General features: G+C 60.8%; 17 protein-coding genes. 3 read left to right on the forward strand and 14 right to left on the reverse strand.

The features are described from left to right. Positions 1–15: 15 nt before the first annotated feature. The 6 genes from glgA to ACSPX5_RS08585 all read right to left on the reverse strand — a co-directional run bounded on the left by glgA (position 16) and on the right by ACSPX5_RS08585 (position 7238). Entirely contained in the window at positions 16–1602 is a 1587-nt protein-coding gene (glgA, locus tag ACSPX5_RS08560) for a glycogen synthase GlgA (RefSeq protein ID WP_169430261.1), read from the reverse strand. A 528-nt stretch (positions 1603–2130) separates the two neighbouring features. Further along, positions 2131–3084: a D-2-hydroxyacid dehydrogenase family protein gene (locus ACSPX5_RS08565; protein ID WP_169430262.1), complete on the reverse strand. Its 954-nt coding sequence runs from the start codon at positions 3082–3084 to the stop codon at positions 2131–2133. Between the two features lie 13 nt (positions 3085–3097). Beyond that, a complete protein-coding gene (locus ACSPX5_RS08570) occupies positions 3098–4123 on the reverse strand; it encodes an alpha/beta fold hydrolase (RefSeq protein ID WP_207864452.1) in 1026 nt (341 codons plus the stop codon). Between the two features lie 85 nt (positions 4124–4208). Beyond that, positions 4209–4643, reverse strand: a complete 435-nt coding sequence (locus ACSPX5_RS08575) for a YqaA family protein (RefSeq protein ID WP_169430264.1) — start codon at positions 4641–4643, stop codon at positions 4209–4211. Further along, positions 4643–5089, reverse strand: a complete 447-nt coding sequence (locus ACSPX5_RS08580; RefSeq protein ID WP_169430265.1) for a DUF411 domain-containing protein — start codon at positions 5087–5089, stop codon at positions 4643–4645. Before ACSPX5_RS08580 ends, ACSPX5_RS08575 begins: the two co-directional genes overlap by 1 nt. A 157-nt stretch (positions 5090–5246) precedes the next feature. Further along, positions 5247–7238: a methyl-accepting chemotaxis protein gene (locus ACSPX5_RS08585; RefSeq protein WP_169430266.1), complete on the reverse strand. Its 1992-nt coding sequence runs from the start codon at positions 7236–7238 to the stop codon at positions 5247–5249. A gap of 382 nt (positions 7239–7620) precedes the next feature. Here ACSPX5_RS08585 and ACSPX5_RS08590 point away from each other — a divergent pair, with 382 nt between their 5' ends. Then, positions 7621–8154 carry a hypothetical protein gene (locus tag ACSPX5_RS08590; RefSeq protein WP_169430267.1) on the forward strand — a complete coding sequence of 178 codons (534 nt, stop codon included), beginning with the start codon at positions 7621–7623 and terminating at the stop codon, positions 8152–8154. A gap of 38 nt (positions 8155–8192) precedes the next feature. On the opposite strand, the gene ACSPX5_RS08595 is transcribed toward ACSPX5_RS08590, so the two are convergent. The 6 genes from ACSPX5_RS08595 to ACSPX5_RS08620 form a co-directional block, all read right to left on the reverse strand. Continuing rightward, positions 8193–9110, reverse strand: a complete 918-nt coding sequence (locus ACSPX5_RS08595; RefSeq protein WP_439821462.1) for a GNAT family N-acetyltransferase — start codon at positions 9108–9110, stop codon at positions 8193–8195. Beyond that, positions 9110–10399, reverse strand: a complete 1290-nt coding sequence (locus ACSPX5_RS08600) for a phenylacetate--CoA ligase family protein (RefSeq protein WP_439821463.1) — start codon at positions 10397–10399, stop codon at positions 9110–9112. Before ACSPX5_RS08600 ends, ACSPX5_RS08595 begins: the two co-directional genes overlap by 1 nt. Continuing rightward, positions 10383–12833, reverse strand: coding sequence for an aldehyde dehydrogenase family protein (locus ACSPX5_RS08605; RefSeq protein ID WP_439821464.1), 2451 nt, complete (start codon positions 12831–12833; stop codon positions 10383–10385). The genes ACSPX5_RS08600 and ACSPX5_RS08605 overlap by 17 nt, the downstream gene beginning before the upstream one ends. 1 nt (position 12834) lies before the next feature. Next, the gene (locus ACSPX5_RS08610) at positions 12835–13965 is read right to left on the reverse strand and encodes a LuxE/PaaK family acyltransferase (protein ID WP_323161386.1); all 1131 of its coding nucleotides are present in this window, start codon (positions 13963–13965) and stop codon (positions 12835–12837) included. A gap of 9 nt (positions 13966–13974) precedes the next feature. Then, positions 13975–15228 (reverse strand): MFS transporter, encoded by a 1254-nt coding sequence (locus ACSPX5_RS08615; protein ID WP_323161385.1) that lies wholly within the window; start codon positions 15226–15228, stop codon positions 13975–13977. A 262-nt stretch (positions 15229–15490) separates the two neighbouring features. Beyond that, positions 15491–15628 (reverse strand): hypothetical protein, encoded by a 138-nt coding sequence (locus ACSPX5_RS08620; protein ID WP_167443772.1) that lies wholly within the window; start codon positions 15626–15628, stop codon positions 15491–15493. 156 nt (positions 15629–15784) lie between these two features. Between ACSPX5_RS08620 and ACSPX5_RS08625 the strand changes: the two genes are divergently transcribed. Further along, positions 15785–15973, forward strand: a complete 189-nt coding sequence (locus ACSPX5_RS08625) for a hypothetical protein (protein WP_169430273.1) — start codon at positions 15785–15787, stop codon at positions 15971–15973. Positions 15974–15991: 18 nt separating this feature from the next. Here ACSPX5_RS08625 and ACSPX5_RS08630 read toward each other — a convergent pair whose 3' ends face one another. Then, positions 15992–16369, reverse strand: coding sequence for a fe2+ zn2+ uptake regulation protein (locus ACSPX5_RS08630; RefSeq protein ID WP_169430274.1), 378 nt, complete (start codon positions 16367–16369; stop codon positions 15992–15994). Positions 16370–16668: 299 nt separating this feature from the next. On the opposite strand from ACSPX5_RS08630, the gene pvdQ reads away from it, so the two are divergent. Beyond that, on the forward strand, positions 16669–19011 hold the full coding sequence (pvdQ, locus tag ACSPX5_RS08635; protein WP_439821465.1) for a bifunctional acylase PvdQ: 2343 nt from the start codon (positions 16669–16671) through the stop codon (positions 19009–19011). Between the two features lie 56 nt (positions 19012–19067). Here the strand turns inward: pvdQ and ACSPX5_RS08640 are convergent, their stop codons facing one another. Continuing rightward, a complete protein-coding gene (locus tag ACSPX5_RS08640; RefSeq protein ID WP_439821466.1) occupies positions 19068–20069 on the reverse strand; it encodes a FecR family protein in 1002 nt (333 codons plus the stop codon). Positions 20070–20198 lie beyond the last annotated feature (129 nt).

Raw genomic sequence — 20198 nt, forward strand, 5'->3', positions numbered from 1 at the left:
TGAAAACCTCCCTGGTTATTTGTGGTGCGTTTTGCCCAGCGCCTTGGCCACCAGTTGTTCGTAGAGTTCGGCGTAGGGTTCGACGGCCTTGCACCAGTTGAACGGTGCCGCCATCGCCCGGCAACGCATGGCGTTGAGCAGTTCGGGAAAGGCAAAGACCTTGAACGCGCGGCTCAGGGCTTCGCGGTAGCTGTCCGCTGTCGATTCGTTGAAGAGAAAACCGGTGACACCGTTTTCGATGGTGTCGGCCAGCCCTCCAGTGTTGCGCGCTACCGGCAGCGAGCCGAAGCGTTGGGCGTACATCTGACTCAGACCGCAAGGCTCGTATCGCGAAGGCATCAGCAGAAAATCGCTGCCGGCAAACATCCGTCGGGCATCGGTTTCGTTGAAGCCGATGCGCACGCCGATCTGGCCGGGGAAGCGCAGCGCCAGTTCGCGCATGGCCTGTTCTTCTTCCGGCTCGCCACGGCCGATGATCGCGATCTGGCCACCGTTCTGGACGATGTATTCCGACACGGCTTCGGTCAGGTCCAGGCCTTTTTGATAGACCAGACGCGAGACCACGGCAAACAGCGGGCCTTTGGAGTCTTGCAGGCCAAACAGTTCGCGCACGTGGGCGGCGTTGACGGCTTTGCCTTCCCAGTCGCCGATGGCAAATGGCGCGAACAGGTGTGGGTCGGTGGCGGCGTCCCAGCTCTCGTCGATACCGTTGGGGATGCCGCTGAGCAAGCCTTGCTGGGTCTTGGCGGCGAGAAAACCGTCGAGACCGCAGCCGAAATCCGGGGTGGTGATTTCCTGCGCGTAGGTGGCGCTGACCGTGGTGATGTGGCTCGAATAGGCCATGCCGGCCTTGAGGAACGACATCTTGCCGTAGAACTCCATGCCTTCCTGTTGCAGGGCATGGGCGGGGATCCCGAGTTCCGGGCATGAGCCCAGGCTGGTCACGCCTTGATAAGCGAGGTTGTGAATGGTGAACAGGGTCGGCGTGCGTTGCCCGCGCCAGTGCATATAGGCAGGCGCCAGCCCGGCCGGCCAGTCGTGGGCGTGCACCAGATCCGGGCACCAGTGGATTTGCGCGAGGTTGGCGGCGATATCCGCGGCGGCCAGACCCAGTCGGGCGAAACGGATGTGGTTGTCCGGCCAGTCGCGACCGTTGTTGGCACCGTAAGGGCCGCCGTCGCGGGCATACAGTTCAGGGCAGATCAACACATAAATGACCAGACCGTCAGGCATGTCCATGCGCCCGATCTTGCAAGGCGGCAGCGCGGCGTGGCCACCCAGTTCACCGATGATGTGGATCGGATTCTCGCTGTTCATCACTTGCGGATAACCGGGGATCAACACCCGGACATCATGCAGATGCGCCATGGCGCGGGGCAGGGCGGCAGAAACGTCTCCCAGACCGCCGGTCTTCACCAGATCGGCGATTTCCGAGGTCACGAACAACACTTTCTTCTTGTTGGGGTTCTGACTGGCCACTGGTGTCAGCGTCTTGGTGCTCGGGACGTTGATCGACCGGCTGCCGGGAACGCTTACGGTGCTCGATTCACCCATCGGCTGATGAGCCCGTTCTCCCTGAATTTCCAATGCCGCACTGATCATATGAATCTCCCGTCTTTTTGATCTGATTCTTGTCTTGAACAAGCGATGTCCACGGCCAGGTCCTGTGGCCGGGCGCAAACGCGCCACGCATCGGTGAGCGAACGCTACCCAACACGCGCAAGCAGAATGGGTGAAGGGGCCGTTGCAAGGAATGAACCAGTCGCTTTGGCCCTGTCTTTCAGATGACCCGTCGCGATCAGCAAAAGTTTCGACAAAATTTCCGCGTTGTGACCGGTCGGTTTCGCCTCGCGAAAACCAGTCTAGGCCAGATCCTAGAGCGGGCCAGGGCAATCGGACGAATTGTTCGACAATCTGTTGCGAGGTCGCAAAAACCGTGGCTTGGGGACGAGACGCGCCCCGACGAAGTGCATGTCTGGCGGCATCGATGATGCAAATTGGTGACCGGTCAGTCACGTTTTCGGGCGCTTGAAAAGTGTGCGCGCACTGTTGCGGTGCGTGCAGGAATGTTGGCGTGCGGTCAGTGGGTGCTGCTTCGCGGGCAGGGGTTGCCCGCGAATGGGACGAAGGTCAGTTCAGCAGGCGAAGCGGATCTCCCGCCGACCAGGCCTGAATGTCCTCGATCATCTGCGAAAAGAACTGCTGATAGTTCTGTCGGCTGACGTACCCGACATGAGGCGTGGCCAGTACATTGTCCAGCGTGCGAAACGGGTGCAGTGCCGGCAAAGGCTCCTGATCGAATACATCCAGAGCCGCCCCGGCGATGCGTTGTTTCTGCAAGGCCTTGATCAGCTCGGCTTCGTCGACAATGGGCCCGCGTGCCGTGTTGACCAGCAGGGCGGTCGGCTTCATCCAGCCCAGCGCCTGGGCATCGACCAGACCACGGCTGCGGTCGCTGAGCACCAGATGCACCGACAGCACGTCGGCCTGTTCGAACAATTGCTGCTTGCTGACATAAGTGACGCCGGCCTGTTCGGCGCGCTCGGCGGTAAGGTTTTCGCTCCACGCAATGACGCGCATGCCGAACACCTGCCCGAACTGCGCGACCCGTTGGCCGATACTGCCGAGCCCCAGAATACCGAGGGTCTTGCCGTGCAGGTCGCCGCCCAGACCTTGCTGCCATTGTCCGGCACGCAGGGCATTGGCCTCGTTCACCAGATTGCGGGTGGCGGCCATGATCAACGCCCAGGTCAGTTCCGGTGCGGCGTGTTTGTAGCTGTCGGTGCCGCAGACCCTGATTCCGAGTCGGGCCGCGGCCGGCATGTCCAGCGCTGCGTTGCGCATGCCGCCCGTGACCAGCAGTTTCAGGTTCGGCAAACGCTTGAGCAGGTCTTCATCGAAGCGCGTGCGTTCGCGCATCACGCAAATCACCTCGAACCGGCCCAGTCGTTCGGCCAGTGTGGCGTTGTCCGCCGGGTACTCATGGACAAAGGTCACTTCACCGAGACTGTCCAGCACCGACCAGTCGACCACGTCCCGCGCCACGTCCTGCCAGTCATCGATTACTGCAATCTGCACCGCCATCAGCCTTGACTCCTCAACGAACGGGATTGGTTTTGTTCAGCCAGTCGAGCAGCGCCTGGTGGAACTGCGTCGGTTCTTCCATTTGCGGCGCGTGGCCCAGGCCGGGGAATTCCACCAGTGTGGATTGCGGGATCAGCTTCGCCACCTGCTTGCCCAGCACCTCGTAGTGACCGATTTTCGCCTTCACTTCGGGCGGTGCGATGTCCTTGCCGATGGCCGTTGTGTCAGACGTGCCGATCAGCAACAGGGTCGGCATCTTCAGATCCTTGAACTCGTAGTACACGGGCTGGGTAAAGATCATGTCGTAGATCAGCGCCGAGTTCCATGCGACCTGAGTCTTGCCCGGCCCGTTGCTCAGGCCGGCGAGCATGTCCACCCAGCGGTCGAATTCCGGCTTCCAGCGACCGTCGTAATAAGTGCTGCGCTCGTAGTCGCGAATACCCTGGGCGGTGACTTTCAGTTCGCGCTGATACCACTGATCGACGCTGCGCCACGGCACGCCGAGGGCTTTCCAGTCCTCCAGGCCGATCGGGTTGACCAGCGCCAGTTGCTCGACCTGATCCGGGTATTGCAGGGCGTATCGGGTGGCGAGCATGCCGCCGGTGGAGTGGCCGAGCAGGGTGGCTTTCTGAATGCCCAGCGCCTTGAGCATTTGCTGGGTATTGGCCGCCAGTTGCTGGAAGCTGTATTGATAATGTTCGGGTTTGCTGGAAGTGCAGAAACCGATCTGGTCCGGAGCGACCACCCGGTAACCGGCCTCGCTCAGGGCCTTGATCGAACTGTCCCAGGTCGCGCCGCAAAAATTCTTGCCGTGCATCAGCACCACGGTGCGCCCGTTGGCCTTGCCGTGGGCGGCGACGTCCATGTAACCCATCTGCAGAGACTGGCCCTGGGACTGAAAGGCAAAGTGCTTGAGGGTGTAGGGATACTCGAAACCTTGCAATTGCGGGCCGTACTGCGGGCCTTCGGCATGAGCAAGCAGGGGCAGGGCAGCGGTCAGCAACAGGCCGGGCAGCCAGCGGGTCAGCGACACAGACATGGGACAACTCCACAGGAAATCGGCCGATGCTGGAACGGCCGGATTAGGGCGACGTTAAACACAGGCAACGTCCACCGCAGAACGTTCAACCGAGCCAGCCGAGGGTGAGCATCGCCAGCACCCCGTAGCGAGCGCCTTTGGCGAGGGTGACGATCAGCAGAAAACGCCCGAGGGGTTCGCGCATGACCCCGGCGATCAGCGTCAGGGGATCGCCGATGACCGGCAGCCAGCTGAGCAGCAGCGACCAGTGACCATAACGCTGATAGTGAACACGGGCGCGGGCCATGTGCTTCGGGCCGACCGGAAACCAGCGGCGGTCCTGAAACCGTTCCAGCCCGCGCCCCAGCCACCAGTTGACCAGCGAACCGAGGACATTGCCCAGTGTCGCCACAGCCAACAGCCCCCACAGCCAGTAACGATCGCTGACCAGCAGCCCGACCAGCACGGCTTCCGATTGCAGCGGCAGCAGCGTCGCCGCGCCAAACGCGGCCAGGAACAGCCCGAGATAACCCGCCGTCATCAATGGGCCGGGTAATCCGCCACCACCACATCGGCACCGTCCTTCTTGAGGCCGATCACCTGATAGGCATCGCTCATGCCGTCCATTTCCATGCCCGGCGAGCCCATCGGCATGCCCGGTGCGGCTACGCCCAGCAGGTCGTCACGCTTGCTCAGCGCCAGCACCTGTTCGGCGGGCACATGGCCTTCGACGAATTTGCCGTTGATGATCGCCGTATGGCACGAGGCCAGGCGTGGCGGTACGCCGTGTTGTTGCTTGAAGGAGCTCATGTCCGCCTCGACGTGATCCTCGACCTTGAAGCCATTCGCCTCCAGGTGGCTGATCCACTTCTTGCAGCAACCGCAGTTGGCGTCGCGATGGACTTCGATCGGGATGAGGTCGGCGGCTTGCGCCAGGGAGGAAAGGAGCAGGGCGCTCAGGGCGGCCAGACGCAGAGGGTTTTTCATGCAGGGTTCTCGACTCGGGTGACGGTCAAAAAGAACGCATTTTGACCGGTTTTTCCGACCCGGCATCAACGGAGTGTTTCCAGTTGATACAAGGCAGGCTGTCAGCATGATCGTAGATCAAAGCTGACAGCCTCCTGAGTGCGAGATGACAAATCCGTCAGCTGACCTTGAACCGGCCCATGATTGCGCTCACCCGACCGTTGGCCTCTAGGAGCTGGCGGGTATTGGTTTCACTGGCCTGGCCGCTTTGCACCAGCTCATCCACCATGTGGCGGATCTGCACCATGCTGCGATTGATTTCTTCGGTGACGGCGCTTTGCTGTTCGGCGGCCGTGGCGATCTGGGCACTGAGGCTGTTGATATGGCTGACGGAGCCGGCCATGTCGTCGAGCCCGCTGGTGACCCGGGCGGTGGCGTCGGCAGCGGACTGGCAACTGGCCTGGGTGTTTTCCATGGCGCTGACCGAGGAACTTACGCCCTGGGTCAGGCGGGTCAGCATTTCGTTGATTTCCGAGGTACTGGCCTGGGTCCGGGCAGCGAGGGCACGTACCTCATCGGCGACCACGGCGAAACCGCGCCCCTGTTCGCCGGCGCGGGCAGCCTCGATGGCGGCGTTGAGCGCCAGCAGGTTGGTCTGCCCGGCGATCGCACCGATCACCCCCAGAATCTCGGTAATGCGCTGGGCGTCCTGCTGCATGTTTTCGACTTTGTGCGTCGCACTGGCCACTTCATCGATCAGCGCGACGACGCTGCTGGTGGCTTCGCCCACCACGACCCGAGAGCGGTCGGCATTTTCGTTGGCCCGTTGGGTAAACGCCGCGGTTTCGGCAGCGTTTTGCGCGACGCTTTCGGCAGTGGAGCTCATCTCGTTGATAGCGGTAACGGTCTGGTCGGTTTCCGAGGCATGGCGCAGCAGGATCTGGCTGGTGTGTGCCGAGGTGCGCTGCAGGTTGTCGAGGCTCGAAGCCATGGCGCCGGTAGCCTGGGTGACCTCGCCGATCATGTTTTGCAGATAGGCGATGAAGGTGTTGACCGAATGGCCAATGGCACCGAGTTCGTCTTCGGCACGGATGGTGATGCGGCGGGTCAGGTCGGCATCGCCGCTGGACAGCGAATCGATGTTGGCCTTGAGCGCTTTCATGCGCGAAACCAGTTGGCGAATGGCGTAGACCTGCAGCAGCACCAGCAGGATCACCAGCGGAATCTGCAGCAGGCTGAGGCTGCTGAGTACGTCGTCACGTTGCGCGGTGAGCATTTTGGTCGGCAGTGCAGTGGCGAGGAACCACGGTGTGCCTTCGATCGGGCGCATGAAGAAGGTGCTGGCTTCACCGTTGTTGTCGAATTCGACACGCTGCGCCTGATCGCGATTCTGCAGGCCAGCCTTGACCTGGCTGGCGAAGGTAGAACCGGCGGCCAGTTCGCTGATGTTCTTCAACACGATCGGGCCGCTGATACGCGAGCTGTTGCTGATGATCTTGCCGTCGGCCTCGACGATCAGCATTTCGGCGTTGAGGTCTTTTTCCTTGCGCGCCACCAGGTCGTTGAAGAAGCCCAGGGTCACATCGATGGTCGATACGCCCCAGGCGCTGCCGTTTTTCTGGATGGCCATGGCGCAGTTGGTGCGCGGCTCGGCGCTCGCATCATCTTTATAGGCAGCGGCCCAGGCGCATTGCCCGCGCGGGGTCTGCATGCCGCCCTTGTACCAGCTCTGGTCGTAGTAGTTGGGGGCCGCGTCGCTGTTCCAGAAGGTGTTCACGGCGAGCTTGCCGGAGCTGTCACGGTGCCAGAAGGTACTGAACTTGTTGCGTCCCGCCTCACGCTGACCTGGCAACGGCCAGATACCACCGCCGAACACCTTCAATTCGCCGTACTGATCCACCAGCCCCGGCAGCACGGTATCGATGGCGGCGCTGTCGAGCAGTGGAATGGTCTGGGTGATGCTGCGTTGCTGCGACTGAACCTTGTTCAGTTCACCCTGGATCTGCTGGGCCACCTCGGCGATGCGGTTGAGCACGACTTGCTCTTCGGTATGGCGCAGTTTGGGGGCGACCAGTTGGCTGATGCCCACCACGGTCAGGACCGACAACAGCAGGATGAACAGAACCAGAAACAACGTATAGCGAGCCTGAATGGTACGGAATGCGGGCATGGAGACCGGTCCTTGAGCAACGTTCTTATTAGGGGATGGGAGCAAAACAGTAGGGGTATCCCTTACATATCGTCGCGACGCGAGGAAGCTTTAGGTACTGGCGTACTAAAAGAATCCCGGAACGTTGATCGGCCAGTAACAGGCTCGACACATTCAAACTAACCAGCCCGTTTGTTAGAGTAAAAAGTCGATTTTATTGAAGCCGTGAAAAGGGCTTCGGATCAGTAAATCTGGGGCTTGCATTCATTTGTATCGGAAATGTACATAAATTGTAAAAAAGTGAAAAATGGGTTGGTGGCATTCGTTTGCCGGCCGATACTCCGGGCAATTCAAGACGTTCCACAAGGATATTTTTCATGTTCTTTTCGCAAGGAGCACGCTCATGACCGTTGGTTATACCGGCGCCTGGCAACCCAAGGCGGGTTTGCTGGTTCGAGATACCGCAAGTTCAAGCAAACCGGTTTCTCAAAGCCTGAAGGTCAAGCAGATGCTGGCGCTGGTCGGTAACGACCCCACCGCGATCAATACGGCGGAGATGGACAAGCAGGGGCTGCACAAGAACATCAAGGGTTTCGATCCCACCAGTGTTTCAGCCAAGCAGTTGGGCAGCCTGAGTGCAATGTTGCGTAGCCGGGGCCTGATTTCCGAGATCACGTCCATGACGTTGCTCAACGCCGGCGACAAGTTTGATCGCTTCGGCGTACAGAAGGATCCGGACGCCAAGTTCAATGCGCTGGAGTATTTCGCGACGCAGCTGGAAACCATCCAGAACAACAATCTCAAGGGTAACAAGTACGCGAATACGTTGATCCCCGAGTACAAGAAAGCCATCTATGTGCTGCAGAACCTGAAGACTTACGGTCAGGGCGGGGAGCGCAAGCCTCCAACCGATCAAGGTGTCAAAGCCAAGGCATGAAAAAAGGCCCGCCCGGGAACGGAGCGGGCCTTTTCATTTTATGGAGCGGTCAGTTGCCGGTGCTGCATGTCGTCATGCAAGCGCTGCATCTGTGGGCAATGCAGGGTCAGGGGCCTGGGTTGGAATCCGCGATGAAACAGCGCCAGCCATCCCTCACCCCGGCCATCGGGCGCCATTCCGGTGAACACGAACCCGATCGCCGAAAGCCGGCGCCAGGCATTGTCGAAACCCTGTGCGAGCCTGAGCCTGATCGATATCAGCCAATGGGCGGGCAGTTGCTGCAATTGCTTGAGCAAACTGTCGTCGACTTCACTGAAGACTCCGTCATAACGCCCCCATTGTTGTTTCAGCTGCGCCGGCGCGCCGATCCAGGGCGAAACGTTCAACCGCGTTCCGAACACTTCGCACATCTGCTGCATGAACTCACGGCATTCCTGCGGCCAGGTCAACGCCGGCAGCGGGCGCCGATAGCCATCGACGGGGGCGTAACCCAAAACGAGCGATTCCGTCCCGGCCGCGCCAAAGGGCGACGGAGCATGATCGGGCAGGAGACCGGTGTTGTGAAAACCAAGACTGGTGGCCATTTTCTGCGTGTAGGGGTGATGGGTCATCTGCTTGATCGTGACCCCCTGATAACCGAGCGCCTGCGCATGGATCAGCAAATGTCGGCTCAGGCGCGTAGCGACGTTCCGACCACGGAACTGTTCATCGACCACGCTCAGCGCCAGTTCGGCGACGGTCGATCCCTGGTCGAGAATCAACGTGGCATGTCCCGCCACCTGATCGTTCGTCACCGCCACCAACGAGTGCCAGTGGCCGTCGGCATGGTTCTGACTGATCATGCGGGGCAGATAGACATGCGGCTGGGCGTAATAATCGCCATAGATCTTTCTGAACAGACGACTCACGGCGGCGGCGTCACTGGCGCGGTAACCTCGCAGCGTAATCGATTCCATCAGCAACGCTCCTTGCCAGAGGCGTTATAGTCGCGCCGGTCCAGCACGCGCTGACGTTTACCGGAGCGTGGATGACGTACCAGTTCCTGAACCGTGCAGCAGCGAACCCGCAACGCCAGCAAGTGATCGGCGCTCAGTTGCTCGATCAACGGATAGTCTTCGATCAATGCACGGTGCAGCGTCAGGTCGGTTTCAGCCATTGCCGGAGTCATGGCGTTCGGTGCCCAGTGCAGGCGCAGGATATCCATCGCCTCATCCTGCTCGATCACCAGTTGCCAATCATCGCTCCCGGTGACCCGCCGCACGGTCTCGCCGATCGCCTGCGGCAGCAGGGTCAGAATACCCACCCGTATTCGCTGGCTGTCGGCGCAACGACCCATCAGCGCGAACTTGCGCCGGGATGTCCCGCTCGGCTCTCGCCAGCAGGCCCGGTCGCCGACCGGGTAGCGGATCAAAGGCATCAACCGGCGCGTCAGGTTGGTTATCACCAGGCGTCCGACACGGTCGCATTCCTCGATCACTTCGCCGGTCTGCTCATCGAGAATTTCCAGCACAGCGTGGCGTTCGGGGACCCGATGTTCTCCCAGGTCGCAGTCACGATGGCTGGCTCCGATGAACCCGGCGTCCACGCTGGCGTAGCCGATAGAGGCTGCACGGGCATTGGGAAGCACCTGCTTGAGTCGTTGCAACTGTGCGTCAAACAGGCTTTCGCCGGCGTAGAGCAGGGTGGTGACGCCTTCGAGGACTTGACCTTGGTGCTCGAGCCAGGCTGCGAAGGTCAGCAGATGGGCGGGCACACCTGCCAGCACGTTGATCCGGTGCCGGGCAATCGCATCGGCCAGGGCGCCCGAGGCGACATGGCCGGTGAACGGAAACTCGACGACCTCGATTTCCATATGCGTCAGCGCATCGTGAGTGAAGATAAAACTGGCATACAGATCCCCGACAAAAAACAGGTTGGCGACCCGGTCCCCGGTGCTCAACTGCGCGTCGAGGCTGCGACCGAAGTCCGTCACCAGTGTTCGCCACTCCTCGCGCCGGAACAGTGAAAACTTCCCGGCACTGGTGCTTCCTCCCGTTTTGAAGATCAGCGCGTCATTCAGCGGCGCGGTCAGGACAGGCCATTGGTCGAGGTCATGACTGCCTTTCCAGTATTGAACGGGGTCAATCACCGGCAGTTTTTCCAGCGATGGGATCTGCCGGGGAAGCCCGGCAAAATGGCGTGCATAAAAGTCTGAATGCTGTCGCGCAAACGTCACCAGTTCTTCCAGTTCAAATCGTGTGTTCATCATTGGCTCCTTGCCTGTTTGCGCCGGGACCAATGCCCCGATTGTCGATCAGCAGCGGCGTCTTGCCGCTGTGTTTGTTGCGGGTGAATTCGGTGCTGCCGCAGACTTCCACCTCCACCGTCAGCAGGCCTGTCTGGATGAGCGTGGCCAGCGTCGGATAGCCCGACAGGCGATGCTGAACATCATCGGGTTGCCGTGGGCTGCGAAACCGCATGCGTTCCAGGCCGTCCGGAGCATGTTCGAGGATCAACTGAAAATCGCTCTGCAGATGCTTTGCCAGTTGCGACAGGCAGATGAAGTCCGTACCGATGCGCACGAGTCTGCCGTGCCGCTGCAACAGTTCGAAGCGCGGAGTGGGCAGGCCGCAGTCACAATTGCCGGGTATCCAGCGGCCGCTGTCACCGACGTCGTAGCGCTGGACATCCTGACCCTCCCGTTCGATGGAGGTGAATACCAGGCGTCCGGTTTCACTACCGGTCACTGGTCGATCGGCGTCGAATTCGACAATTTCCAGATGCTGGATATCACTCATCAAATGGAACACGCCATCGCCGGTGGCCGGGCAGGCGTGGCCGAGCGGCCCGGCATCGACACTGCCGTAAACGGCCGAACGGATGAGCCTGACGCCACAGTCGCGCATCAGCGCAAGGCTTTGTTCGCCAGGGTGTTCGCCACCGAGAAATACCTTTTCGATCCCGCCATAGTCACGCAGCCGTGCCTGCTCGTTGAGAAACAAACGATGCAGAGTACTGGGCATGCCAACCAGTACGGTGACGCGCTGATCGATGATCAACTGCGCGATGTCGCGATAGTCGTCATCGGCCGGTGCGCCCATCGGCAGGTGTGTGGCACCCAGCAGTTCCAGCACCTTGGAAAAACTGAAGAAGCCACCGTACAGCCCGCCGCTGAAGAACAGGTTCATCACCCGGTCCCGGTTCGGGTCGAGACCGGCCGCGAACAAGCCGTCGGCGCTCGCGCGCATCTGCCGATCGAAATCCCGGTAGCTGTAGCCGGACAGCGCAGGAGTGCCGCTGCTGCCGCCGGAACGGAAGTACAACCGGGCCGCCGGGTGGATCGGGCGGGTGACAAAGACGTCTTTGCTCATGATCGGCAAGTCGGTCACGCCGGGAAACGTCGGCACAGGGTCGAGCGTGGCGCGGGTTGCCAGCGTGGTGCCCGGCAGGCTGACCGACACGCGTCGGCTCAAGCGTTGCAAGGCATAAACGCCATCGTGGGGTTCGCCTTCGTAGCCGTCGTGAATCGCGTGTACCGGGGTGACTCGTGTGACGCCTGCGGCAATCAGCGTCTGGGCCAGCTCGGCGATGTCGTGTTCAGTGCAGATCAGACCGGCGCTTTGCAGCACGTTTCGCCAAGGCAACAGTGTGTCCGTGAGCTGCGTGCGTGGCAGTGGTTTGAGCAACAGGCTACGAAACAGGGGGGAGGGGCCAAGTTGCGGGTCGTGGGTCCAGATGACCCGCCAGTCCGGGGTCTGCCAGACATGACCGGTGGCCCCGGCAAAGCTGTAAGCCAGGCGTGCCATCGCCGTGCGGGTGGTGATTTCCGAGGCTTCCTGAACAGAAGGCAACAGGGCCGGCCAGTGCCGGGCGCGGCGTTCGAACGCCTCGGCCAGGCCTTCGCCGATGGAACGCAGGGTGCTTTCGTCGTCACTGTCCACCAGCAGCCATTGCGGGCTGGAGCAGGCCTGCTGGTCAAGGCGACAGACTTCATCGGCCACGGCGTCCAGGGCCGCCGGCGTGACCGCTGCCGGTGTCAGGTAAATGAAGCTGATACGGTGGCCCCAATCGATCCAGCGACATCCGGGTGCCAGTTGCTGGCGGATCGCTTGCAGCGCCGATTCGCCTCCCCACGCCGAGACGCCGTTTGCGCGTTGGCAGAGTTGGCCGATCCGGGCGGTGGTTGCCGGAACGACCGCGACATGCCCCGCGATCTGGCCGGTCGCATCACACTGCGTCAAAGCGTGGAGCAATCGCGCCGTCAGGCCCTGATCGCTGCTGCTGGGGCGCAACCAGTTGACGTTGCCGGCCAGCAGGCTTTCGATCACGGCGCAGAACGCCAGCAGCGGCGCATTGCCGGGGGTGATGTGAACCACCAGGCCCAGCGGGCTCCAGCGCTCGAAGCGCGGCTGACGATAATCGAAGCGGCGCAGGCTGCCCGGTTGTTCGCCGAGTTCGCGCAAAAGCTTTTGCCGCAGCGCATCCGGTTGGCAGAACTCGATCAGCGACTGGCGTTGTTCAGCGTCGAGGGGCAATGCCAGGTCCGGGTTCTGCAGGCGTGCGGCAAAGGTGGCCGCTGCGTCAAGGACGATCGCCGTGTCCAGCGTCTTGGCCAACCGTTGTGGCAAATCCAGGTCAAGCTGTTGCAGTGCGGCGTCGAAGGTGCAGTCGGTGTGGAGCTGTCCGTTGATCAGGTACATGTCAGTGCTTCCCCAGCAATTCAGAGGCGGCCATGGCGCAGCTTCTGCCGGCCGTGGTCGCGGCGCGGCCATGCAGTTCGAACCAGTCGGTGGCCAGACCGCAGCTACAGCTGGTGCCCGGATGCAGGGTGGCGAGATCGCTCATGACCACGGCATGGGCCGGGCTCGACGAAATGTAAGGCGAGACAAAACTCAGCAAGCCCTGACGGCCGTAAGGCTGAACCGTGAAGTCAGATGGATTGCGCACGAAGACCTTCGAATAGACCGGAACATGGAAACGATGGTGAGCACACTCGAGATACGGCACCGGATGCTCGACCGCGCCGTAACCGTCACGGCAGCGGGACATCTTGATGCCCAATTGGCGGTGGATACGTTCGTACAATTGCTGACGGGGGATCTCTTGCGCCGCATGGGTCTTCCAGCCGCCGCCAAACAGTGCCAGCGAGCCTTCTGCCAGTTGCAGATCAGCCACCCCGGTGGCCCGCATGCGTTGCAGGGTCTGCCAAAGAACGGCAGGGAAGCCGAAGATCCGCACCGGCAAGCCTTCATCGGCGAAGGACTGCAATGCCGCGATCACGCCAAAGCCGTCGAACTCATGACCGCCGCCTGTGTGGCGCAGTGCATAGGCCACGCGATTGACGGGCGCGAACCGACACAGAAACTGATCGGTGAAGGACGTACCCAGGCGGCTGCCGGACTCGGGCTCGTAGCTCAGGAGCAAGTAATTGCACGGTGTCTGCGGGTTGTCCCAGCCATAGTGGTTAAAGATCCGTTCGACCATGAACTGGGCGGCCTCAAGGCTGCGCTTGTCATAGCGCATGCGGCTTTTCTGGCCGCTGGTGCCTGACGATGTCAGCTCCAGAGCGTCTGCACCGGTCGGGCTGAGCAGTTGCTGCTGTTTGAAGAAACTGGCGAAGACCGGGGGCAGTTGCGACCAGTCGTCGAGGCTGTCCACGTCGGCCACGGTGAGACCGTTGGCGTTCAACCAGTGTTCGTAACCGGGCGTGTGGTCACAGTGAAACCGGCAGATTTCGGCCATGGCCTGGTCGAATAACCCCGCTGGCATGGATTGCGCGCAATAGGGTTGCGTCAACGCACAGAGCGCGTCGCTGTGAGGGAAATGGAACATGGGATGTCCTTATGGATGTGTCGAGGAGACGGTTTCCTGGCGGGAGGCCCGAAGAAACCGGTACAGGAATGGAAGGCTCAGCAGGCCACCCAGTGCGGCCCACAAGGCGAAGGATTCAAGGCGGGAGCCCCCGCCGATCGCGGCGATGATCGAGCCGCCGGCGCCCATCACTGCAATCGAGATCATGCCGATCGCCGCCGACACCAGGCCTTTGCTGTCATCGCTGGAAAACAGCGCCAACCGATAGAGCGCGGCATTGCTCATGCCCAGTCCCACGGCGTACAGCACCAGACCGCAGATCAACAGGCCAAGGGTGGCGCCGGTCAGCGCACCGGCCAGCAGAATCAGCAGTCCCAGGCAGAACGGCCAGAGCGCCAGACGAATCAGCTGCGGCAGTTCGCGAGATGCCAGCAAACGGTCAAGGATCAGATTGCCGGCGATGACCGCCGCGAAGATCGGGATCTGCCATAAGGCGTACTCTTGAGTCGACAGCCCCAGCAGCTGGATCAACAACAGGGGGGAAAGACCGATCCAGACGATCAATGGCAGGCTCATCAGCCCGAGTGCAAGGCTTGCACCGAGGAACATTGGGGTGCGCAAGAGCGCCGCGTATCGAAGGCGAGTCTGGTGCCAGGACAGTGGAACCGGCGCCTGCTGCCTGCCATCGCGCCGGACGATCCCGACGGTTTCAGGCATGCAGGCATAGAGCCCGAGCCACGCGATGGCGGCGGCCAGACTCAGACCCAGAAACAGCTCGCGCCAGCTCAGCCATTCCAGCAACAGACTGCCGAGTAACGGGCCGAGCAATGGCGACAGCAACGCGATGTTGCCAAGCAGCGCCATGAGCCGTACGGCATCCGCCTCGCAGAACACTTCCTGAAGCGCGGGGTAGCTGACGGCCACCACGAATCCCAGGCCCATGCCTTGCAACAGCCGTAATGCGTTGAAAACTTCGATACCGGGTGTCGCGACCGCTGCTGCGCAGGTCATCCCGAACAGCGCGCAGCCGACAAGCAGCAGCGTGCGGCGGCCGAACCGGTCGGACAGCGGCCCGATCAGCCATTGCAGGCACACGCCTCCGATCAGATACAGATTGAACGCATTGGGGATATGGCGTGGGTCGGCATCGAGGTCCTGGGTGACCGTGAGCATGGCAGGCATCACCAGATCACTGGCCATATAGGTCAGTCCTTCGAACAGTGAAATCGCCAGGCAAAAGCCAAGGATCTGTAGCGGCGGGAGTTCAATGAGGGTTCTTTGCATACGCTTCCATGCCTTCAAGAGAGGGAGCGCAAAGGGTAGGGAGAGGGGAGCAAGGTTCCTACGTCGTAGCTACTACTCAGTATGTCGCAGGTTTGCTGGGTATTGCGGTTGACGGATTACTTACTCGGGATTGCGAAACATCCGACATTTTGAGCCGGGATATATACGGAAAATGCCCACATCCTCGTGGGCATTTTTTATGGGTATTCAATTAAATGTTTCATTTGAAGAGAACGTAGTCGGTGCTCTTCAACGGTCGGATTTACCGATGCTGGTAGTAACCAGGGCCTCCACCATAGTAGCGATGATCGCCATGCCAGCCGCCGTGGGGGAAAATGATGCAGCCGCTCAGTGTGAGCAGTGCCAGAACTGGAATCAGCCAGGTGATTCGACGCAGCATTTCAAAAGTCCTCATGGTTGACGCCGCATGGAGCCAAAGCTCTATCGGCTGTAACATGAGACCTCGTTTGCAGCGGCGCATCCCCGTGAGTCGGTATGCGCATGGCATCAGCGCCGATACAAACCCGATACATTTCCAAGTTTTCAGGAACCCGTAATGACCCAGTCGCAACGTTTGAAATACTCGATTCTGATCGCTCTCTGCGTGTTGGCAATCATGCTTGGCCTGTCGTGGATGCAGAACGCCGGGATGCTCAGCGAAAAAATGTTCCAGTACATCGCCATCGGTGTGGCGGTGGTCGTGGTGGTGATCAACGGCGTGATGCGCCGCAAGGTCAAACCCTGACGGCGCTCAAGAAGGAATTCAGTGGCTGTTGAGGACGGCAGCAGCCTGTGGATGCAGGCTGTAGCTCTTGTCGGCGTTGAAGGTGATCACGCCTTCGGCGCACAGGCGCTTCAACACTTCGCGCACACTGAGAAACGACAGCGGAATGCCCAGGTCCAGCAATTGGCTGTGGACACCGCGCACGCCCAGACTCCGGTCGCTTTCAGCGGCGATCAGCAAGGCGTCGATGACTTTCAGGCGAATCAGACTGGTGCGCAGGCCGAAGCTCTTGAGCAGCAGACGAATACGTTCATTGCCGTGGCGTTCGGCCCGTTGTCCGAGTACGCCGGCGTGCGAACCCATGGAAGCTCCTTGTGGTGCCTGGCTACCGTCCGATGGTAGTTGCAGGTTGTACATGCGATTACTCCTTTTCAGAGCCTGATCAGGAAGGGTTTCTGGTGCTCTCTCTAATCAAGACGTATCAGCCCGACAAATCATGAAGCGAAAAATGTAGAAAATTTGTCGTTGATTCGTCTTTTCCGCGTGATCAAGGCTTTGAGCGGACGGTAAATCCGCTAAATTTTTTTTCATCTGTTTCGTTTCCCGGTCAGGCTCATTGCGCGTGGACGCGTGGGTGTTTTCCAGAACGGATCCGCCGCCCCTCAAAGGTTCGATACGCGAGGATCCGCTCTCAGGCATTTCGATCAGGAGCGAGCGTGATTATTTCCAGGCAGTTAACCGGGCTGACCCTTGCCGGCATGTTTCTCGGGCTGAGCCTGTCGGCGCAGGCGTTCAGTCCTGCCACCCAGGCCGGGGCCGATATTCGGCGCACAGGGTTTGGCGTACCGCATATCCGTGCGCAGAACGAGCGTGGCCTCGGGTTCGGCATTGGTTACGCCTATGCACAGGACAATCTGTGCCTGCTGGCCAACGAGATCGTGACAGTCAACGGCGAGCGTTCACGTTATTTCGGACCCGAGCAGTTCACGGTCGAAGAGCGCGAGAACCGCGTCAGCGATGTGTTCTTCCAATGGCTCAACACCCCGCAGGCGGTCAATGCCTTCTGGCAGGCACAGCCGGTCGAGGTGCGTGATCTGGTGCAAGGTTATGCCGCCGGCTACAACCGCTATCTGGCCGAGCGTCGCCAGCAGGGGCTGCCACAACAGTGTCAGGGCGAGTGGGTGCGGGATATGACCGCCCAAGACCTGGTGAAGCTGACACGCCGGCTGCTGGTGGAGGGCGGCGTCGGACAGTTCGCCGAAGCACTGGCAGGCGCCGCGCCACCGCAGGCCAGCGCTCAGGTCGGACAGGATGTTCGGGCCTATCGACTGGCTGCCACACGCCTGCAACGTTTTGCCCTGGACCGGGGCAGCAACGCGGTGGCGGTGGGCAGCGAGCGCTCATTCAATGGCCGTGGAATGCTGCTGGCGAACCCGCATTTTCCGTGGGTCGGCGGCATGCGTTTCTATCAGATGCACCTGACCATTCCCGGCAAACTGGATGTGATGGGCGCGGCGTTGCCGGGGCTGCCGATGATCAATATCGGCTTCAACCAGCATCTGGCCTGGACCCATACCGTCGACGCGTCCAAACACTTCACCCTGTATCGCCTGCAACTTGATCCGCAGGATCCGACCCGCTACCTGCTGGACGGGAAATCCCTGCCATTGAGCAAGCAGACCGTCACCGTTCAGGTCAAACAGGCCGATGGCCAGGTCGTGCCGGTTTCGCGGGACATCTATAGCTCGCAATTCGGTCCGATCGTGCAGTGGCCGGGCAAGCTCGACTGGGACAATCAATACGCCTACAGCCTGCGCGATGCCAACCTCGACAACGACCGCGTGCTGACGCAGTGGTACGCGATGAACCACGCCGCCAGCCTCAAGGAGTTGCAGGATTCGGTACACAGGATTCAGGGCATCCCGTGGGTCAATACCCTGGCAGTGGATGACAAAGGCCAGACGCTTTACATGAACCTGTCGGTGGTGCCGAACGTCAGTGCTGACAAACTCGCCAGATGCAGCGACCCGCGTATCGGCCTGCAAATGATCGTGCTCGACGGCTCCAACAGTGACTGCGCCTGGGGCATCGATCCACAAGCGGCACAGAAGGGGATCTTTGCAGCCAGCCAATTGCCGCAACTGCTGCGCAAGGACTTTGTCCAGCATTCCAATGATTCGGCGTGGCTGGCCAACCCGGCACAACCGCTGACCGGTTTTTCTCCGCTGATCAGCCAGCAGGACCAGCCACTGGGCCTGCGTTCGCGGTTTGCATTGGATCGTCTGGCGAGCCTGGGCAAAAAAGGGCCGGTGTCGGTGCAGGATCTGCAGCACATGGTGATGGACGATCAGGTGTACCTGGCCGGCCAGGTGCTGCCGGATCTGTTGCAGTTCTGTGGTACGCCTGGCGCGGCCGAAGTGGCATTGAAGCCTGTGTGCGCCAGTCTCAAGGCATGGGATGGTCGAGCCAACCTGGATTCGGGAATCGGACTGGTGCATTTCCAGTCCATCATGCAAGCCTTGCAGGAGTCGCCGGATGTCTGGCGCGTACCGTTCGACCCGAAAGACGCGCAACACACCCCGCGCGGTCTGGCGGTCGAAAAGCCCGAAGTGGCCGGCGCGCTGCGCGAGGCAATGCTGGCGTCAGCCGAGTCGGCCGACAAGATGGGGCTGACAGCGCAAACCCGCTGGGGCGATGTTCAGGTGGCCAGCAGCGGCGGCCAGCAGACGCCGATCCATGGCGGGCCGGGCACGTTGGGTATCTATAACGCGATCCAGAGCGTTGCGCGTGAAGACGGCAAACTGGAAGTGGTCAGCGGCACCAGTTACCTGCAAGTGGTAACGTTCGACGACACGGGGCCGCACGCTCAGGGGCTGCTTGCGTTTTCATTGTCCAGCGATCCGGCGTCGAAATATTCCAGAGACCAGACCGAGGCTTTCTCGAAAAAACAGTGGAGCGCCTTGCCGTTCACCGAGCAGCAGATCAAGGCGGATCCGCAGTATCAGGTGCAAAGCGTGCGTGAAGAACCGGATAAAACGGGGAACGTGGCGGCGCAGTAATCAGTCGTCACGATGTTGCATCAACCACTGAAGGCCGCTCCCTCACAGGAGCGGCCTCAGCTTTTTGGTGGCTGTTGAGGCATCGGATTGATCACCGGATTGCCTTCCTGGTTGCGGGTGATGAACACCGGCAGGACCTTGGGCATCGAGTTGGCGAAGCTGTTCAGCTCCTTGACGTTATAGATGCCGCCGACCCGGATCGAGCCTGTGGCGCTATCGGCCAGCATCAGCGGTTTGTCCAGATAACGGTTGATCAGCGGCAGGGCTTCGCTCAGTGCCAGGTTGTCGAGCACCAGTTTGCCGTTGCGCCAGGCCAATGAGGTGTCGCTTGCATAGGTCTGGCTGATTTGCGGCATGTCGTCGCCATGCTTGTAGCGCGCCTGCATCGCAGGACCCAGGCGCAGACCGTCACCCGACAGCTGCGTGTTGCTGGTGACCAGCACCGAACCTTCGACCAGGTTCACTTTGACCTGGTCTTCATACATCCAGACGTTGAAACGGGTACCGGTGACGCGAATCCTGCCTTCGGCCGCCTTGACGATGAACGGGTGGCTCAGGTCATGGCTGACTTCAAAGAAGGCTTCACCCTTTTTCAGCGTGACGCGACGCTCGTTCTTGTAGTTGCTGAAGGTCAGATCGGTGTTGAGGTTCAACTCGACCTGACTGCCATCGCCAAGGGTGACATGGCGAACCGTGTCGGTGGCTGCGAAGTGCTGATAGCTGTCGGGCAGCCAGCCAAGGTTCCAGCCGGCCCAGGCTGTCAGTGGCAGCGCCAGCGCGCAAACGCAGGCTGCTGCCGCGTATTGGCGCCAGGAGCGGGGTGGTTGGCTGATCGATATGACCGCCGCCGGTTCGGGGCGCGGCAAATGTTCGGCAACCTCCCAGATTTCCAGCATGGCCTCGTATTCGAAGGCATGAAGCGGGTGCGCATTGCGCCATTGTTCGAACGCCCGCCGTTCCTCGGCGGTGCAGTCGACGGCGTGCAGGCGCATGCACCAATGCGCAGCGGCATCGGTGATCGCATCGTATTCAGCTTCGGATAGGGTGTTCTGGGTCATTGACTCGTCCTGATTTACTGCATTCTAACCTTGACGGGAAGGTGGCGAGAACCGCCGTCATGGCGATTTCCCATCAATGGGGGCCGGTTTCCCCGTCATACCTCCTCAAAACAGGATGTATTGAGAACA

This window comes from Pseudomonas sp. HLG18 (genome assembly GCF_051903985.1).
Taxonomy (GTDB): Bacteria; Pseudomonadota; Gammaproteobacteria; order Pseudomonadales; family Pseudomonadaceae; genus Aquipseudomonas; species Aquipseudomonas fluorescens_BT.

Coding starts and splice junctions, on each gene's coding strand:
- glgA (WP_169430261.1), bottom strand. CDS start 1,602: ATGATCAGTGCGGCATTGGAAATTCAGGGAGAACGGGCTCATCAGCCG.
- ACSPX5_RS08565 (WP_169430262.1), bottom strand. CDS start 3,084: ATGGCGGTGCAGATTGCAGTAATCGATGACTGGCAGGACGTGGCGCGG.
- ACSPX5_RS08570 (WP_207864452.1), bottom strand. CDS start 4,123: ATGTCTGTGTCGCTGACCCGCTGGCTGCCCGGCCTGTTGCTGACCGCT.
- ACSPX5_RS08575 (WP_169430264.1), bottom strand. CDS start 4,643: ATGACGGCGGGTTATCTCGGGCTGTTCCTGGCCGCGTTTGGCGCGGCG.
- ACSPX5_RS08580 (WP_169430265.1), bottom strand. CDS start 5,089: ATGAAAAACCCTCTGCGTCTGGCCGCCCTGAGCGCCCTGCTCCTTTCC.
- ACSPX5_RS08585 (WP_169430266.1), bottom strand. CDS start 7,238: ATGCCCGCATTCCGTACCATTCAGGCTCGCTATACGTTGTTTCTGGTT.
- ACSPX5_RS08590 (WP_169430267.1), top strand. CDS start 7,621: ATGACCGTTGGTTATACCGGCGCCTGGCAACCCAAGGCGGGTTTGCTG.
- ACSPX5_RS08595 (WP_439821462.1), bottom strand. CDS start 9,110: ATGGAATCGATTACGCTGCGAGGTTACCGCGCCAGTGACGCCGCCGCC.
- ACSPX5_RS08600 (WP_439821463.1), bottom strand. CDS start 10,399: ATGAACACACGATTTGAACTGGAAGAACTGGTGACGTTTGCGCGACAG.
- ACSPX5_RS08605 (WP_439821464.1), bottom strand. CDS start 12,833: ATGTACCTGATCAACGGACAGCTCCACACCGACTGCACCTTCGACGCC.
- ACSPX5_RS08610 (WP_323161386.1), bottom strand. CDS start 13,965: ATGTTCCATTTCCCTCACAGCGACGCGCTCTGTGCGTTGACGCAACCC.
- ACSPX5_RS08615 (WP_323161385.1), bottom strand. CDS start 15,228: ATGCAAAGAACCCTCATTGAACTCCCGCCGCTACAGATCCTTGGCTTT.
- ACSPX5_RS08620 (WP_167443772.1), bottom strand. CDS start 15,628: ATGCTGCGTCGAATCACCTGGCTGATTCCAGTTCTGGCACTGCTCACA.
- ACSPX5_RS08625 (WP_169430273.1), top strand. CDS start 15,785: ATGACCCAGTCGCAACGTTTGAAATACTCGATTCTGATCGCTCTCTGC.
- ACSPX5_RS08630 (WP_169430274.1), bottom strand. CDS start 16,369: ATGTACAACCTGCAACTACCATCGGACGGTAGCCAGGCACCACAAGGA.
- ACSPX5_RS08640 (WP_439821466.1), bottom strand. CDS start 20,069: ATGACCCAGAACACCCTATCCGAAGCTGAATACGATGCGATCACCGAT.